Here is a 15190-nt window from a genome sequence, read left to right on the forward strand (position 1 = left end):
TCATGGCGCATCACGAACTCACCATGCCGGTCACCGAGGCGCAGGTCCGGCAGCTGCACGTGAACGATACGGTCACGCTGCAACGGACGCTCTACGGCATCCGCGACGCCACGCAGATCCACATGTTCGACAAGGGACGCAAGACCCGGATGGACCTGAACGGCCACGCGGTCATCCACACCGCGCCCAATGTTCGCAAGGTACCGGTCAGCGAGGCGAACCCCGCCGGCTACGAATCCGTCTGCATCGGCACCACGACATCGGACCGCATGGAGCGCTTCACGCGGCCGCTGATGGCCGAATACGGCGTGCGCCTGGTCATCGGCAAGGGCGGGCTGCGCCAGGGCTCGCAGGACGCCTTCCGCGAATTGGGCGGCGCCTATCTGGCCATCATCGGCGGCACCGCCGCGCTGGAAACCACCTGGATCGAACAGATCGAGGACGTGGACCTGGACGACCTGAATCCCGAATCGCTGTGGCGGTTCCGGATCCGCGATTTCGGTCCTCTGCTGGTCGCCATGGATAGCCATGGCGGCAGCCTGTACGACGCCGTCCGGCACGACACCGAAACCCGCCGCGCGGCGGTCCTGGCCAGCCTGGGGGTGGCCGCGCCATGAGCCTGCCCCTGCCGATCAAGCGGTTGAAGACCGACATCCTGATCCTGGGCGCGGGCGGCGCGGGGTTGTTCGCCGCCTTGCATGCGCACCGGCGCGACCCCGGGCTCTCCATCACGGTGGCCGTGAAGGGGCTGCTGGGCAAGTGCGGCTGCACGCGCATGGTGCAGGGCGGCTACAACGTAGCGCTGGCGCCCGGCGATTCGGTGGAACGCCATTTCATGGACACCATCGAGGGCAGCAAGTGGCTGTCCAACCAGGATCTCGCGTGGACACTGGTCAGTACGGCCATCGAGCGCATCCATGAACTGGAGAACGAGCTGGGTTGCTTCTTCGATCGCAACCCGGACGGCACGGTGCACCAGAAGGCGTTCGCCGGCCAGACCTTCGACCGCACGGTGCACAAGGGCGACCTGACCGGCATCGAGATCATCAACCGCCTGTCGGAGCAGGTCTGGCGGCGCGGCATCGACCGGCTGGAGGAACACCGCGCGCTGGCCTTGATCCGCACGCCGGACGGGCAGGCGCTGGCGGGCGTACTGATGATCGATGTGCGCACCGGCGAATTCGTCTTCGTGCAGGCGCGCGCGGTGCTGCTGGCCACCGGCGGCGGGCCGACGATGTACAAGTACCACACGCCTTCGGGCGACAAGAGTTGCGACGGGCTGGCGATGGCCCTGGCGGCCGGCCTGCCGCTGCGGGATATGGAAATGGTCCAGTTCCATCCCACGGGATTGCTCGCCGGGACGGACACGCGCATGACCGGTACCGTGCTGGAAGAAGGGCTGCGCGGCGCGGGCGGGTATCTGCTGAACGGCAATCAGGAGCGCTTCATGCAGCGCTACGATCCGCGCGGCGAGCGCGCCACGCGGGACATCGTATCGCGCGGCATCTACGCCGAAATGCGCGAGGGACGGACGTCGCCCAATGGCGGGGTCTATATCCAGATGCATCATCTGGGCGTCGACGCGGTACGCCGCCAATTCAAGGGCATGGTGGAGCGCTGCGCGGATTGCGGGTTCGATCTCGCGGGCGGCCTGGTGGAAGTGGTGCCGACCGCGCACTACATGATGGGCGGCGTCGTTTTCCAGCCGGATTGCCGGACGGCGCTGCAAGGGCTGTTCGCGGCGGGCGAGGACACCGGCGGCGTGCATGGCGCGAACCGTCTGGGCGGCAATGGCGTGGCCAATTCGACCGTCTTCGGCGGTATCGCCGGCGACAGCATGGCGCACTGGGTACGACAGGAAGGAGACTGGCGCGCGCCCGACGAGCAGGCGATTTCGGCGGCCGTCGATGCTGCGCTGGCGCCTTTCGCACGCTCATCGGAAGGACTGCATTCCATCCGCGAAGCCCTGTATGACTGTATGTGGACGGATGTCGGTATCATGCGCGACCGTGCGGGCCTGTTGCGGGCGCGCGATACGCTGGCCGGATTGCGCGATCGCCTGTCGGTCGTCGGCGTGGCAGGTACGGATCGCGCCTTCAACCTGACCTGGCATGATTGGCTCAACCTGCGCAGCCTGGTCGAGGTCAGCCAGGTCATCACCGAAGCGGCCCTGGCGCGGGAGGATTCGCGCGGGGCGCATTTCCGGGAGGACTTCCCGCAGGCGGGGGACCTGGACGCCTCGGCCTATACCGTCGTGCGCCGGGATGGCGATGCGATCCGTATCGCTCGCGAGCCGGTGGCCTTTACCCGGGTCGCGCCCGGCCAGAGCCTGCTGAAAGATGCCGCCTGATGCCGGGCGGGGCAGCGGCCGTCATCCGGCTAGCGCTTTCGCCAGCAGGCTGGCGCTGCCCACGATAAGAATCGTCCACAGCATACGAAAGATGTATGCCGCCGGTACGCGATGCCGCAGCCAGGATCCGGCGCGCACGCCTAGCAGGCAACAGGGCAACATCCAAACCGACAGCGCAAACACGGCCGGTTGCAGCAGCAGCCCCGTCACGGCGAACATGACCAGGCGCGTCAGGCCCGTCAGCATGATGAGCGTGCCGACGGTGGCGCGCAGCGCGTTACGGTCTTCCAGGCGGCCAGCCAGGTAGATGGTGTAGAGCGGCCCACCCGTCCCGAACATCGCGGTAAAACCCCCGCCACTGAATCCCAGCGGAATCGCCCAGCGCGGACCCAGCTGCCGGAAGGTATCGCCCCCCCTCAGCCGCCAAAGGGAATACAGCAGCACCCCCACCCCCAACAGGATAAGCAGGGGCCGCTCCGGTACGTACATCAGCAGCCCCAGCCCGGTCAGCATCCCCAGCAGCATCCAGGGGACGATGCGGCGCAGCTCCGACGTCTGCACGTTGGTGCGGCTGGTCGCACCGAGCAGCAGGCCGGAAATCATGTCGCAAACCAGCATGATGGGCACGGCGCGATGCAGCGGCATGACTTGCGTCAGCAGCGGCATGGCCACGATCGCCGCGCCGAAGCCGGTCATGCCGAAGACGATGTAGCCGCCCATCAGCGCCAGGCCGGCGACCAGCAGCGCGGCGGCGTCGATACCGGTCGCCGCCGAGCCCAAGTGTGACGCCAGGTAATCCCACATCGCAGCGAATTCCTGGTAGTCAGGCTTGCGCCGGGCGGGATATGTTGGGCGCCGGAAAGCCTTCGATCATGATGTTCAGGCAGGCGGGCAGCGCGGAGCGATGCGCGTCATCGACAGCGACCGCGACCTGGGCGGGATCGGTGACCTGCCTGCCGAAGCCGCCGAAGGCCGCGGTAACCGCATCGTAGCGGGCGGGCAGCAGCTCGCAGCCGATCAGCCGGTCCTTGCCGTAGTCGCGCAACTGAATCTGGTATTCCGCGTTCCAGCGCGCGTCGTTGCCCACCACGGCGATGAACGGCAGCCGGTAGCGCACGGCGGTATCGATCTCCGCCGTATGAAAGCCGAAGGTGCCGTCGCCCATGACGGCGACGACGGGGGCCTCCGGCCGGGCCAGGCGCGCAGCCAGCGCGAAGGGCAGGGCCGCGCCGATGGACCCGGCCACGCCGTTGATGACGCGGTTGGGCGCGCGCAGGCAGGCCTGGGCCCATTGGCCGATTTCGCCGCCATCGGCGATGAAGACGGAATCGGGGTGGCTGTCCAGCAGTTTTTGCAGCGGGGCCAGCGCTTGCACGGGATGCATGCGGCCCGGAACGGCGGACGCAGCCGTTTGCCACGCGGGCGGGCGATAGGCGATGGCGTCGCGCACGTCGCGCGTCCATGCGTCGTGCCCGTTCGAGGCCGCCGCCGTGGCCTGCAGCAGGGCGCCCAGCGCGGAGGCGGCATCCGCCAGCGCACATTCGGCCAGGCGCGGTCCCACCGCGCGGCGCGTGCGTTCGAATTCCGCCGCTTCGGCGTCGACCTGCAGGAAGGTGCAGGCCGCGGCGATGGCCGGCGCCTTGCCGAACTTCAGCGTGAAATCCAGCCGCTTCCCCAGCAGCAGGACGCAGTCGGCCTGGGCCAGCATTTGCGCGAAGGCACCCAGGCTGGGGTCGCCGATGCCGCGCGGGCTTTCCATGCCGACCACGGGAATGCCGCAGGCGGATTCCAGTTCGCGCGCGAGCGCCAGCGTGCGGCCCATCATGGCCGCCGGCCCCGTCAGGATCAGGGGCCGCTTCGCCGCCTGCAGGCGGCGGATCAGCGACGCCGCGGTGTCGGTATCCAGTGCCTGGGGAACCGCATCGAAGGATTGCGGCGCGTCCGCTTGCGCCGCGCATGCCGCTTCCAGCGCATCGGTGGGCAGGCCCAGGCTGACGGGCCCGGGACGGCCCGAGCGGGCGATGCGGATGGCCTGGCCGACGTCGTGCGCCATGCTGTCGGCGCTGGCCACCGTGCCGGACCATTTGGTCAGCGGCGCAGCGACCTCGGCCTGGCGCATCTCCTGGAAGGCCCCCATGCCCAGCTGGTTGTTGGGCGCATGGCCGGACAGCAGCAGCACGGGCGATTCCCCCATGCCGGCGGTGTACAGCGCCGAAACCGCGTTGGCGTGCCCCGGGCCGCCGGTGACCATGGCCACGCCCACCTCGCCGGTCAGGCGCGCCCAGGCGTCGGCCATATGCACCGCGGCGCCTTCATGCCGCACGTGGATAAGTTCGATGTTCGCGTCGATGCAGGCGTCGAACACCGGCATGATGTGATTGCCCGAAAGCGTGAAGATGCGTTTGACCCCGGCGCTGGCCAGGGTTTGCACGAGCGCGTCGGCGCCGTTGCGGGATCGGGTCATGATGGGGTCTTCCTCCTTTCTTCGGCGCGCGCGGCGCGCGCCTTATTTGATCTGGATATCGAGCTTCTTGCCCAGGTCGCGGAACAACTGGTATTGCTCCTGCGCGAAACGGGCGGTGGCGGCCGGCGGCATGACGTTCGGAATCGAGCCGATACCGCGCACCCCGCCCAGCCAATCCTTGTCCTTGGCCAGCTTCTGCAACACGTCGCCCCATTGCCGCACCAGGGGCGCCGGCATGCCCGGCGGCCCGTACAGCGCGCTCCAGCCGCTGATGCGCTCCAGCTGCGGATAGCCTGTTTCTTTGGCCGTGGGCACGTCCGGCAGCTCCGGCAGCCGCTGCGCGGTGGTGGTGACCAGGGCGCGCAGGCGGCCTGCCTTGACGTTGCCGATCAGGGCCGTGACGTTGTTGCAACTGAACTGTACCTCCTTGGACAGCACCGCGGCGGTGGCCTCGCCGCCGCCCTTGTAGACGATCTGCACCGCCGACCGCGGCGGCAGGCCGGCGGCGTCCAGCAGTATCTGGGTCGCCAGGTTCAGCACGGTCGCCGGGCCGGAGGTACTGTAGTTCAGTTTGCCGGGCTGCGCGCGGATGGCCTGCACCAGCTCGCCCAGCGTGCGGTACGGCGCGTCGCCATTGACCACGCAGACCATGGGATTGAGGTCGAGCAGGCCCAGCGGGGTGAAGTCGTCCCAGCGGTACTTCAGGTCGGCCTGCAGCGCGGGCAGGATGGACTGCGAGCCGACGCGCGCCAGCAGCAGGGTGTAGCCGTCCGGGGCGGCATCGCGCACGAACATCGAGCCGATCGCGCCGTTGGCGCCGCCTTTGTTCAGGACCACCATCGGCTGAGGCAGGTAGGCGTGTACGGCCTTGGCCAGGTTGCGCGCGGCCAGGTCGGCATCGCCGCCTGCGCTGAAGGGCACCACGACGGTAATGGGATGATCGGGATAGCTGGCCCCGGCAGCCGCGGCGGGCGCGGATACCGTCGAGGCCAGGATGGCGCTACAGGCCAGGGCCGCCGACCAGGCTTTCAGGCGGGGCCGGGCCGCGAGGGTGGCGCGGGCACGCGGCACCGTGACGGCACCGACGCGGGTCCAGGCGGATGCGCACGCGGCGCGGGGGGCGATGCGTTTCATAGGGTCTCCTCCGGTGGCGTGTCACCCGCCGCGGGCGTCCTGCGCCACGCTGTTGTGGATATTGTTGTCGTTCTCGTTGCACGGGCCGGAGTCGCCTTGCAGCCTGGCAGGGCCCGCCCCATTGTTCTATGCCGCATCTATAAAGTAAAAGCTAATAATTCTTCGGTTGAGAGAAAGCGGAACTTGTCATGGCCTTGTGCTCCCTACGCTTTCCCGCTTTCCCGCTTTCCCGCTTTCCCGCTTTCCCGCGGGCCGATTCGCATCGCAGATCCCATCGCCCCATACTGCCCATAGTCAATCGCCGATCTTCACCTTTTCCCGCAACCAGGCGCTCATGTCCTCCATCCGCACGCTCAAGACCTTCCTCGCCGTGGCCCGCCACGGCACCTTCGCCGCCGCCGGCAAGGAAATCGGGCTGACGCCCGCTGCCGTGGGTTTGCAGATACGCGCGCTCGAAGAAAGCCTGAACTGCCAGCTTTTCGATCGCAGCGCCCGCGCGGCGGTGCTGAACCCTGCCGGCCGCGCCCTGGTGCCGGAAGTCTCCGATATCGTCCGCCGTTACGAGTCGCTGGGCGCGGAAGCGGGCGGGGACGGCATGTCCGGCACCATGGTCGTGGGCGCGCTGGTATCGGCGCTGATGGGTGCCTTCGCCGATGCGCTGTGGACCGTACGGCAGCGCTACCCGCGACTGGACGTGCGTCTGTTCGCCGGGCTGTCCAGCGATTTCGCGCTGCGGGTCGAGCGGGGCGAGCTCGATGCGGCCATCGTCACGCAGCCGCCGCACCCCTTGTCTTCCAACCTGCTCTGGACGCCGCTGTATACGGAACCCATGATCCTGATCGTGCCCCGCGAGCCGCATTTCGCGCTGCCGGCCAGGATGGAGCGCGTGCTGGAATCCTCGCCATTCCTGCGCTTCGAACGCAATACCTGGACCGGCATCCTCGTGCAGGAGGTGCTGGACCGCGTGGACGCCCGCGTGCGCGACAGCATGGAATTGAACTCGGTCGAGGCCATTATCGAACTCGTGCGGCACGGGTTCGGCGTATCCATCGTGCCGCGCCTGGCCAACGTCGCCTGGTCGCAGGACCGCGCGCTGCGCGTGATCCCCTTGCCCGGCGTGGACGTGCATCGCCGGGTGGGTTTGCTGGAGCGCGCGCGTCACAGCCGCACGGCCTTCACTGATGCCATCAAGGATTACTTCAGCCAGGTATCCCGGCAGGGGGCGAAGGGCGGAGCGATGGCGCGCGTTCCCGCGCCGGCCCGCCGTGCCGCGCGGCGGGCCGGCTGATCGCCTTCGTCCCCATGCGGCTAGCCGGGCCGCCGCGGACCGGCGGACTTTCTGCTATAGTTGCGCGCTTTCCCGGGGCAGCCGGCGTCTTTTCGTTAAAGGCGGCGGCCCGGATGGAACCACGGCGTGGTTCCTCACCGACCCCGCGGGGACTTGAAGGGCAAGAAAAGCGTGCTATAATCTTGCTTCTTTACTGAGGCGTTGCCAGGAATGTTCAACAAACCCGGCAAAACTTCAGCAGCAGTACCAAAGCGCCCGTAGCTCAGTTGGATAGAGTACTTGGCTACGAACCAAGGGGTCGTGGGTTCGAATCCTGCCGGGCGCGCCAGAATTTTCTAGCTGGATCAGGTAGTTAAAGCCGCTTAGAGCTTATCGCTCTAAGCGGCTTTTTTCTTGCCGGGTGACGTTTGGGTGACTTGCCCCATGCGAATCGGACGGACCAACGCCAGCAAATTCCAGTATTCCCCATCGCCGGGGCTTACGCTCGGTCCCCTTTCCCTAATGCATATGCATGCCGCCATTGATGGCGAGATTGGCACCGGTGATGTAAGCGGCATCCTCTGAGGCCAGGAATTGAACAAGGCTTGCGACTTCGTCGGGTTGGCCCAAGCGTCCGAGAGGGATAGACGGCAAAACTTTCGCGAACAAAATCTCCCTCGGCAGTTCCGTCACGGTTCCTGTTGCCAGGTAACCTGGGGATACCGTGTTGGCCGTGACGCCATACCGCGCCATTTCGAGGGCAAGGGACATCGTGAACCCATGCATGCCTGCCTTGGATGCGGCATAGTTGGTTTGCCCGAATAAACCGCGTTGGCCGTTCACGGAAGAAATATTGATAATGCGTCCCCACCGACGTCCGGCCATGCCGTCCAGTACCGGCTGTGTCATGTTGAATACGGAATCGAGATTCGTCGCGATCACACTCTCCCAGTCCGCCCGCGACATTTTGCGCAGCGTCGAGTCCCGGTAGATTCCCGCATTGTTTACAAGAATGTCGACGCTCCCTACCTCTGCATGCACGCGCTCCACGCAAGCCCGGCAACTGTCATGGTCCGCCACGTCGGCCGGGTAGGCGCATACCCGGATTCCGTCGCGTCGACGTTGCTCCAGCCAGGCTTGCGCGTGTGTATTCTCGGGTGACTCTGTTACCACGATGCGATGCCCGGCACGGTGCAGGCGGGCCACTATGGTTTGTCCCAGGCCGCCCATTCCACCGGTGATCAATGCAACTCGTTGCGGCATGGCTGTGTCCCCTCAATCAGATAAGCGAACAGTCGCGCGCAGGCCTTACGGATGGGTACGCCCATAGCGTGACGGGACGGCGTCGCGGCCGTGCATAGGCTGCGCGCCCGGTTTCGCGCTACGTCGATTCTCCGTCGCGGTTTCGAAACTCGAGTTGATTCAGATCAAGCGGACTCGGGATAACCGGTGACAGCATGATCATGCGTCAGATTATCCCTTGACATTCGTTCAGCAAAGCCATGCGCAGCTACACCTGCATCGCTGGCCCCGCCATGAACAACCAGGGTCGTACGCGCCGTGGGACTAGGAAAAGAAAATGAGCGATTTCCCCTTACCTCAGCGGATCTTCCTGGCCACGGACATGAGCGCCCGATGCGATCGGGCCTTGGACCGCGCGGCCAGGTTGGCGCGTGGGTGGGGAAGCGAACTGATCGCGACGCACGTCGTCAACCATGCCGAGCTGGTTCGGCATGACCGTCTCTCGATCGGTGCCCCATCCTGGCGTCGGTCGGAGTCATGGATTCAGACGCGTGGGCGCATGCTGCGCGCCGACCTGGAAGCCGAAGGCATCACGGCAACGACATGTGTTCTGGTCGGCGTGGCGCCCGAGACGGTGTTGCACGCGAGCAAGGAGACTCATGCCGAGCTTGTCGTGCTCGGTATCGCGAAGGATGCGCGGATGGACCGCATCCAGTTGGGAAGCACCGTCGATACCTTGGTGCGCCGCGCCCGTGTACCCGTCCTGAACGTCAGGAATCGGGCGCGAGACGCCTACCGGCATATCGTGGTCGCGACCGATTTCTCCGCGGCAGCCATGCATGCGTTGCAACTTGCTGCGAACTGGTTCAGGGATGCTCGCCTGACCTTGTTTCACGCCGACATTCCACCTGGGACGACTCCGACAGATGAGGACCACGCGACGCAGTCCTGGCGTGCAGCAATCGCCCAGCAATGTGCCACCCACATCGCCGAGGCAGCGCTCCCCGCATCCACCGAGGCCCAGCTGCATTGCATACTGGAATACGGTACTCCTGAAGCTTTGCTTTCCGATTACGTGGGCAGCGCCGACGTCGATCTGGTCGTGCTGGGCTCGCGGGGACGCGGCGGGCTGAGGAGGGCGTTGCTCGGCAGCACGGCGGAAAATCTCCTGCACACTCTGGATTGCGACACGCTGGTGGTGCGCGGTGCATGAAGCCGCTCCCTCACCGACGCCCGGTGCCCCGCCCACACCCGCGCCGGCGCCCAACGGCATCGATGCCGGTCAGGGCCGCGACGTCGCCCCGGCCTGGCACGGCCTTACCGCGGACGAAGTGCTACGTCATTTCGCGGTGGACCCCCATCGAGGGTTGGAAGCCGGTGCGCGGAGGAAGGCCCTTGACCGATATGGCCTCAACGCCTTACCCGAGGCACCGCTGAGACCGGCATGGCGAATATTCGCGCGCCAGTTCAAAAGTCCGCTGATTTACATCCTTTTCGTGGCCGCGGCGCTGGCGCTGGCCCTGGGACACCATGGCGATGCGGTCGTTATCCTTATCGTTGTACTGGTCAATGCGGTGATAGGGGGGGGCCAGGAGGGCCGGGCCGAACGGTCGATGACGGCGTTGCGCAGGTTGTCCGAACTGCGCGTGCGTGTGCTTCGGGAGGGCGCCGAGCACACGATCGGAGCGCGCGAACTGGTGCCGGGCGACATCGTATTGATCGCCGCGGGCGATGCGATCGCGGCCGATGCGCGCTTGATCGAAGAGGTGCAGCTGCGCATGGCGGAGGCGGCACTGACGGGCGAGTCGGTGCCCGTGTCCAAGGTAACGGCGGCGATGCCCGAGGCGACCGGGCTGTCCGATCGACGCTGCATGGTGTATTCCGGAACGCATGCCACCGCAGGCCGCGCGCGGGCAGTGGTTGTCGCTACCGGCGCCAGTACGGAGCTGGGCCGCATCGCTGGGCTCATTGAAAGTGCCGAAGAGCCCAAGACGCCGTTGGAACTGCGCTTGGCGCAGTTCGGCAGGGCCCTGGTCGTGGCGGCGCTCGGTCTATTCGTGCTCGTTCTGTTGCTTGGGCTATGGCGCCAGCTGCCGATGGCCGAGGTGTTGATGGTGGCCATCAGTCAGATGGTCTCGATGGTCCCCGAAGGGCTCCCTGTGGCGATGACGATCGCGCTGGCGGTTGGCATGCAGCGCATGGCCGAGCGCGGCGCGATCATCCGTCGGCTGTCGGCGGTGGAGACGCTGGGGTCCACCACCGTGATCTGCAGCGACAAGACCGGCACGCTGACACGCAACGAGATGACCGCCGTAACCCTGTGGCTCCCGGGGGGACGCGAAATCGCAGTGGGCGGAACGGGATATCTACCCATGGGCCCGCTGACCGAGCGCGATGAACCTGCGCAGCTCACCGACCCGGCGCTGCATGCGTTGCTGCTGGCTGCGTCGCTATGCAATGACGCGGAGCTCCTCGAACCGGAGGACGAGCGTGGCTGCTGGACGGTGCTGGGCGACCCGACGGAGGGCGCGCTGCTCGTGCTGGCGCGCAAGGCAGGCCTTGCGATCGACACCCTGCGCACTGATGCCCCCCGGGAAGACGAGCTGCCTTTCGATTCGGACGCGAAGCTGATGGCCACGCGTCACCGGCTGCCGGACATGACGCGGCGCGTCTGGATCAAGGGCGCTCCAGAGGCCGTGTCGCGGCTTTGCGGAGCCGAAGGCCGCACGGAACTCCAGGCGGCGCGGATGGCGGCAGAGGCCATGGCGGCACGCGCGCTCCGGGTGCTGGCATTTGCCACCCTGGATGATGACGTCCTCGATCCCTTGGCTGATTTCGAGGCCCTGGGCGGCCGCGTGCGCTTGCTCGGGCTTGTCGGCCAGATCGACCCGCCGCGCGAAGAGGCCAAGCTGTCCGTAGCCGACTGCCGGTCCGCTGGAATACGGCCAATCATGGTCACTGGAGACCATAAGCTCACCGGCCTGGCTATCGCGCGCGAGCTGGGGATCGCCCGCGACGGCGATCGCGCGGTCGACGGCTCCGAGCTCGAACGCATGGGTGAAGCCGAGCTCCGTGCGGAGCTGCCCGGGGTCGCGGTATTTGCCCGTGTTCAACCCGCACAGAAGTTGCGCATCATCGAGGCATTGCAGGCCCGGGGCGAGGTGGTTGCCATGACCGGCGATGGCGTCAACGACGCGCCGGCATTGGCGCGCGCCGACGTAGGCGTGGCAATGGGCATTACCGGTACCGAGGTGGCCAAGAGCGCGGCCGACATCGTCATTACCGATGACGATTTTTCGACCATCGTGGGCGCCGTGCAGCAGGGGCGTGTGGTCTACGGCAATCTGAAGAAAGTGATCCTGTATTTGTTCGCGACTTCGCTGGCCGAGGTACTGGTGTTGTTGCTGGCGCTTGTCGGCGGCTACCCCTTGCCGCTGGCAGCGGTGCAGATCCTCTGGATCAACATCGTTACGGAAGGAACGGTTACGGTGAACCTTGCGATGGATCCGGCGGATGGCGACGAGATGCGGCGCGCCCCGGCTCCGCGAAACGAACGCCTGCTCGACGCCGCGTTGCTGCAGCGGGTCGCGCTGATGACACCGCTGATCGCTGCGGTAACGTTCGGCTGGTTTGCGTGGCGGCTCGACCAGGGCGCGGCGCTGGAGATCGTTCGCACCGAGACGTTTACGGTGCTGGCCATGTGCCAATGGTTCAACGTCCTGAATTGCCAATCGGACAGTGCTTCGGTGTTGGGCCTACGCATCCTGCGCAACCGCTGGCTGCTTGGTGGACTATCCGTGTCGGTGTTGTTGCAGGTGCTGGTACTTTATGTTCCGGCGATGAACGACGCCTTCCATACTGTTGCGCTGCAGCCGGCCTCGCTGCTTCCCCTGCTCGGGCTGGCCAGTAGCGTGCTATGGGTCGAAGAGGTCCGCAAGCTATGGGCTCGAAAGGCTGGCGCGACGAGCAGGAGCCGCTTATGACGCTGGCGTGGCTAACGTTGCAGTTCGTCCTCTGCGCGGGTGTGATCGCGCGCGCGGGCTACGTGCTGAGCCGCAGTGCGGACGCGCTCGCCGGCGCTTACGGCTGGGGGCGCGGCTGGGTCGGGTTGGCGCTGGTGGCGACAGTCACCTCGCTGCCGGAATTGGCCTCGGGTATCAGCGCGGTGGCTTTCGTCGATGCGCCCAATCTGGCAGTGGGAAACGCGCTTGGCGCCTGCGTCATCAACCTGCTGTTCTTCGTCGTCGTGGACGCCTTGCAGCGTCCACAGCCGATGTACTGTGAGGCCAGCGCGACACACCTGCTGGCGGCCGGCTTTGGCGTGGTAATGCTGGGCTTCGTGGCCATGAGCTTGCTTGCAGGCGGACGCGTCGAGGCGGTACTGCACGTCGGTGTCTATAGCCCGCTACTGCTGGTGTTATACCTGACAGGATTGAAGTGCATCCATGGACATGAACGCCAGGCCTTGGTGGCCGCGGCCGGCCGGGCCATGCCTGGACCGGTGGCGCCGATGTCGCGCGAGTGGCGCCGGTTCGGCCTGGCAGCGATGGCCGTCCTGGCCGCCGGGAGTTGGCTCCCGGAGGTGGCCGACGATCTGGCCCGGATATTCGGCCTGTCCCGGAGCTTCGTCGGTACGATACTCATGGCCATCGTGACCACATTGCCGGAGATGGCCGTGACCTTAGGCGCATTGCGCATCGGCGCACTGGACATGGCCATCGGAAATCTGCTTGGCAGCAATCTGTTCAACGTTGTGATCCTGGCGGTGGATGATGCCTTCTACGCACGTGGACCGCTGCTTGCCGACGTGGCACCCGTGCATGCAGGAACCGCGGTCACCGCGCTGGTGATGACGGGACTGGTCGTCATCGGCCTGGCCATGAGGCCGCGAGGCCAGCTACTAGGCCTTTTGAGCGGCATCAGCGTTGCGCTCGTGGCGACCTACGTCGTCAACGCGATGCTGCTCTACCTTGGCGGGACGTGAGGCAGACATGCAGCAACCTTTCGCCGAATTCGCTTTGCTGCTGACGGCCAGCGCGCTGGCGGGAGCCATTTTCGTACGACTGCGCCAGCCGGCGCTCATCGCGTATATCGTCGTCGGCGTCGTGGTGGGACCGGCGTTTCTGGGTCTGGTGTCGGCTCACGACCAGATAGACCTGCTTGCGCAGGTCGGGGTGACGGTGTTGCTTTTCGCCGTCGGCTTGAGTTTGGACCTGAATCATATCCGCCATGTCGGGCCGGTGGCACTCGCCACGGGCCTTGGTCAGCTGGGCTTCACAATCCTCATTGGCCTTGCCATCGTTCTGTCGTTGGGTAAGGGGATGATGGAAGCCTTGTACGTCGCGGTGGCGCTTACCTTCTCCAGCACCATCATCATCGTGAAACTATTGTCCGACAAACGCGAGCTCGATAGTCTTCATGGACGGATCGCGGTGGGTTTCTTGATTGTGCAGGATTTGGCGGCGGTGATCGCGATGATGGCGATGAGTGCACTGCGAGGCAGCCCAGGTTCGGGAGGGGAACTTGCGGCATGGGCCGCGGTGCTGCTGTCGCTGTCCTGGCGATTGGCACTGGCGGCCGTGACCCTATTCGTAATTATGCGCTGGGTATTGCCAGCGCTCGTAGGTGCGATGGCGCGCTCGCAGGAGCTTCTATTGATCTTCGCCGTTGCATGGGGCGTGGCATTGGCCGCATTGGGCGAATGGGTGGGCTTCAGCAAGGAAGCAGGCGCCTTTGTTGCGGGCTTCTCGCTTGCGTCGATGCCCTATCGCGAAGCGATGCGGGCAAGGCTGGCGGGCATCCGGGATTTTCTGTTGCTCTTCTTCTTCATCGACCTCGGCTCGAAACTTGACTTCTCTACCCTGGGCGCCGAGCTTGTGCCAGCGCTGGTGCTGTCGATTTTCGTGCTGATCGGAAATCCCGCGATTGTGATGGCTATCATGGGCTTGATGGGGTACCGTCGTCGAACCGGTTTCATGGCCGGGCTCACCGTGGCGCAGATCAGCGAGTTTTCCATCGTGTTCGTCGCCATGGGTGTGACATTGGGGCATGTGGGCGCGCAGGCCTTGAGCCTGACCACCCTGGTCGGTTTGGTGACGATCACCGTGTCTACCTATATGATCCTGTATGCGCAACCAATTTATGAGCGCATTGCGCCGCACTTGCGGCTGTTCGAGCGTCGGCATCCGTTCCGCGAGGTTGCTGCGGAGACGCAGGCGGCGATTGAACCCACGGCCGAAGTCATTGTCTTTGGTCTTGGTCGCTACGGCAGGCGCTTGTTCGAGCAACTGCGCGTCGGTGGGATCAGTGCGTTGGGCGTCGATTTCGATCCAGAGGTCGTGCTGGAATTGCGCGGCCACGGCTTACCGGTAGTGTTTGGAGACGGGGAAGATCCGGACTTTCTCGAGTCCCTGCCTCTTCGGCGTGCGCGATGGGTGATCACCACATTGCCCCAGTGGGAGTCCAATCGGACATTGCTGCACGCGCTCCGTAGAGCTCAGTATCACGGAAAGGTTGTTGGCGCGGTGCGCGATACGGCCCACGCTGACGCCCTGGCCCAGGCCGGTGCCGCGTGCTCACTTAATGTCTTCAATGATGCAGCCGACCATGCAGCTGATCGCTTGGCTCGAATCATTCGTCGACAGCTGGACATTCGATGATTGCGCCATCCAAACCGTCCTTGCTGCAACAAGGAAGCCAGTTCTCCTGCGAAAGTGGATGGTCAACCTAGCGC

The 15190-nt window shown here is 65.7% G+C and carries 11 protein-coding genes and 1 tRNA gene; 8 read left to right on the forward strand and 4 right to left on the reverse strand.

All coding sequences use genetic code 11. The annotated features are described in order from the left end of the window. Positions 1-2 precede the first annotated feature (2 nt). Both ACO1P8_RS02180 and ACO1P8_RS02185 read left to right on the forward strand, forming a co-directional pair. Positions 3-617: a fumarate hydratase C-terminal domain-containing protein gene (locus tag ACO1P8_RS02180; RefSeq protein ID WP_486294287.1), complete on the forward strand. Its 615-nt coding sequence runs from the start codon at positions 3-5 to the stop codon at positions 615-617. After that, positions 614-2350 carry an L-aspartate oxidase gene (locus ACO1P8_RS02185; protein ID WP_486294288.1) on the forward strand — a complete coding sequence of 579 codons (1737 nt, stop codon included), beginning with the start codon at positions 614-616 and terminating at the stop codon, positions 2348-2350. Before ACO1P8_RS02180 ends, ACO1P8_RS02185 begins: the two co-directional genes overlap by 4 nt. A gap of 21 nt (positions 2351-2371) precedes the next feature. On the opposite strand, the gene ACO1P8_RS02190 is transcribed toward ACO1P8_RS02185, so the two are convergent. From ACO1P8_RS02190 to ACO1P8_RS02200, 3 genes are read right to left on the reverse strand one after another with little or no spacing between them, the layout of a single operon-like run. Further along, complete coding sequence (locus ACO1P8_RS02190; protein ID WP_486294289.1) at positions 2372-3154, reverse strand: sulfite exporter TauE/SafE family protein; 783 nt, start codon at positions 3152-3154, stop codon at positions 2372-2374. A 19-nt stretch (positions 3155-3173) separates the two neighbouring features. Beyond that, positions 3174-4814 (reverse strand): thiamine pyrophosphate-binding protein, encoded by a 1641-nt coding sequence (locus tag ACO1P8_RS02195; RefSeq protein ID WP_486294290.1) that lies wholly within the window; start codon positions 4812-4814, stop codon positions 3174-3176. Positions 4815-4856: 42 nt separating this feature from the next. Continuing rightward, entirely contained in the window at positions 4857-5948 is a 1092-nt protein-coding gene (locus ACO1P8_RS02200; RefSeq protein WP_486294291.1) for a tripartite tricarboxylate transporter substrate binding protein, read from the reverse strand. A gap of 334 nt (positions 5949-6282) precedes the next feature. On the opposite strand from ACO1P8_RS02200, the gene ACO1P8_RS02205 reads away from it, so the two are divergent. Together ACO1P8_RS02205 and ACO1P8_RS02210 are read left to right on the forward strand one after the other, a co-directional pair. Beyond that, entirely contained in the window at positions 6283-7236 is a 954-nt protein-coding gene (locus ACO1P8_RS02205; RefSeq protein ID WP_486294292.1) for a LysR substrate-binding domain-containing protein, read from the forward strand. Positions 7237-7487: 251 nt separating this feature from the next. Continuing rightward, positions 7488-7564: transfer RNA gene (locus tag ACO1P8_RS02210), tRNA-Arg, on the forward strand. 170 nt (positions 7565-7734) lie between these two features. Here the strand turns inward: ACO1P8_RS02210 and phbB are convergent. Beyond that, a complete protein-coding gene (phbB, locus tag ACO1P8_RS02215) occupies positions 7735-8478 on the reverse strand; it encodes an acetoacetyl-CoA reductase (RefSeq protein WP_486294293.1) in 744 nt (247 codons plus the stop codon). Positions 8479-8794: 316 nt separating this feature from the next. Here phbB and ACO1P8_RS02220 point away from each other — a divergent pair, with 316 nt between their 5' ends. The 4 genes from ACO1P8_RS02220 to ACO1P8_RS02235 are packed head-to-tail and all read left to right on the forward strand — an operon-like array spanning position 8795 to position 15116. Beyond that, the gene (locus tag ACO1P8_RS02220; RefSeq protein ID WP_486294294.1) at positions 8795-9670 is read left to right on the forward strand and encodes a universal stress protein; all 876 of its coding nucleotides are present in this window, start codon (positions 8795-8797) and stop codon (positions 9668-9670) included. Next, the gene (locus tag ACO1P8_RS02225; protein WP_486294295.1) at positions 9663-12440 is read left to right on the forward strand and encodes a cation-translocating P-type ATPase; all 2778 of its coding nucleotides are present in this window, start codon (positions 9663-9665) and stop codon (positions 12438-12440) included. Before ACO1P8_RS02220 ends, ACO1P8_RS02225 begins: the two co-directional genes overlap by 8 nt. Further along, positions 12437-13441 carry a sodium:calcium antiporter gene (locus ACO1P8_RS02230; RefSeq protein WP_486294296.1) on the forward strand — a complete coding sequence of 335 codons (1005 nt, stop codon included), beginning with the start codon at positions 12437-12439 and terminating at the stop codon, positions 13439-13441. Before ACO1P8_RS02225 ends, ACO1P8_RS02230 begins: the two co-directional genes overlap by 4 nt. Before the next feature lie 7 nt (positions 13442-13448). Next, positions 13449-15116 carry a cation:proton antiporter gene (locus ACO1P8_RS02235; RefSeq protein WP_486294297.1) on the forward strand — a complete coding sequence of 556 codons (1668 nt, stop codon included), beginning with the start codon at positions 13449-13451 and terminating at the stop codon, positions 15114-15116. Positions 15117-15190: the final 74 nt, after the last annotated feature.

It is taken from the genome of Bordetella sp., assembly GCF_057362025.1.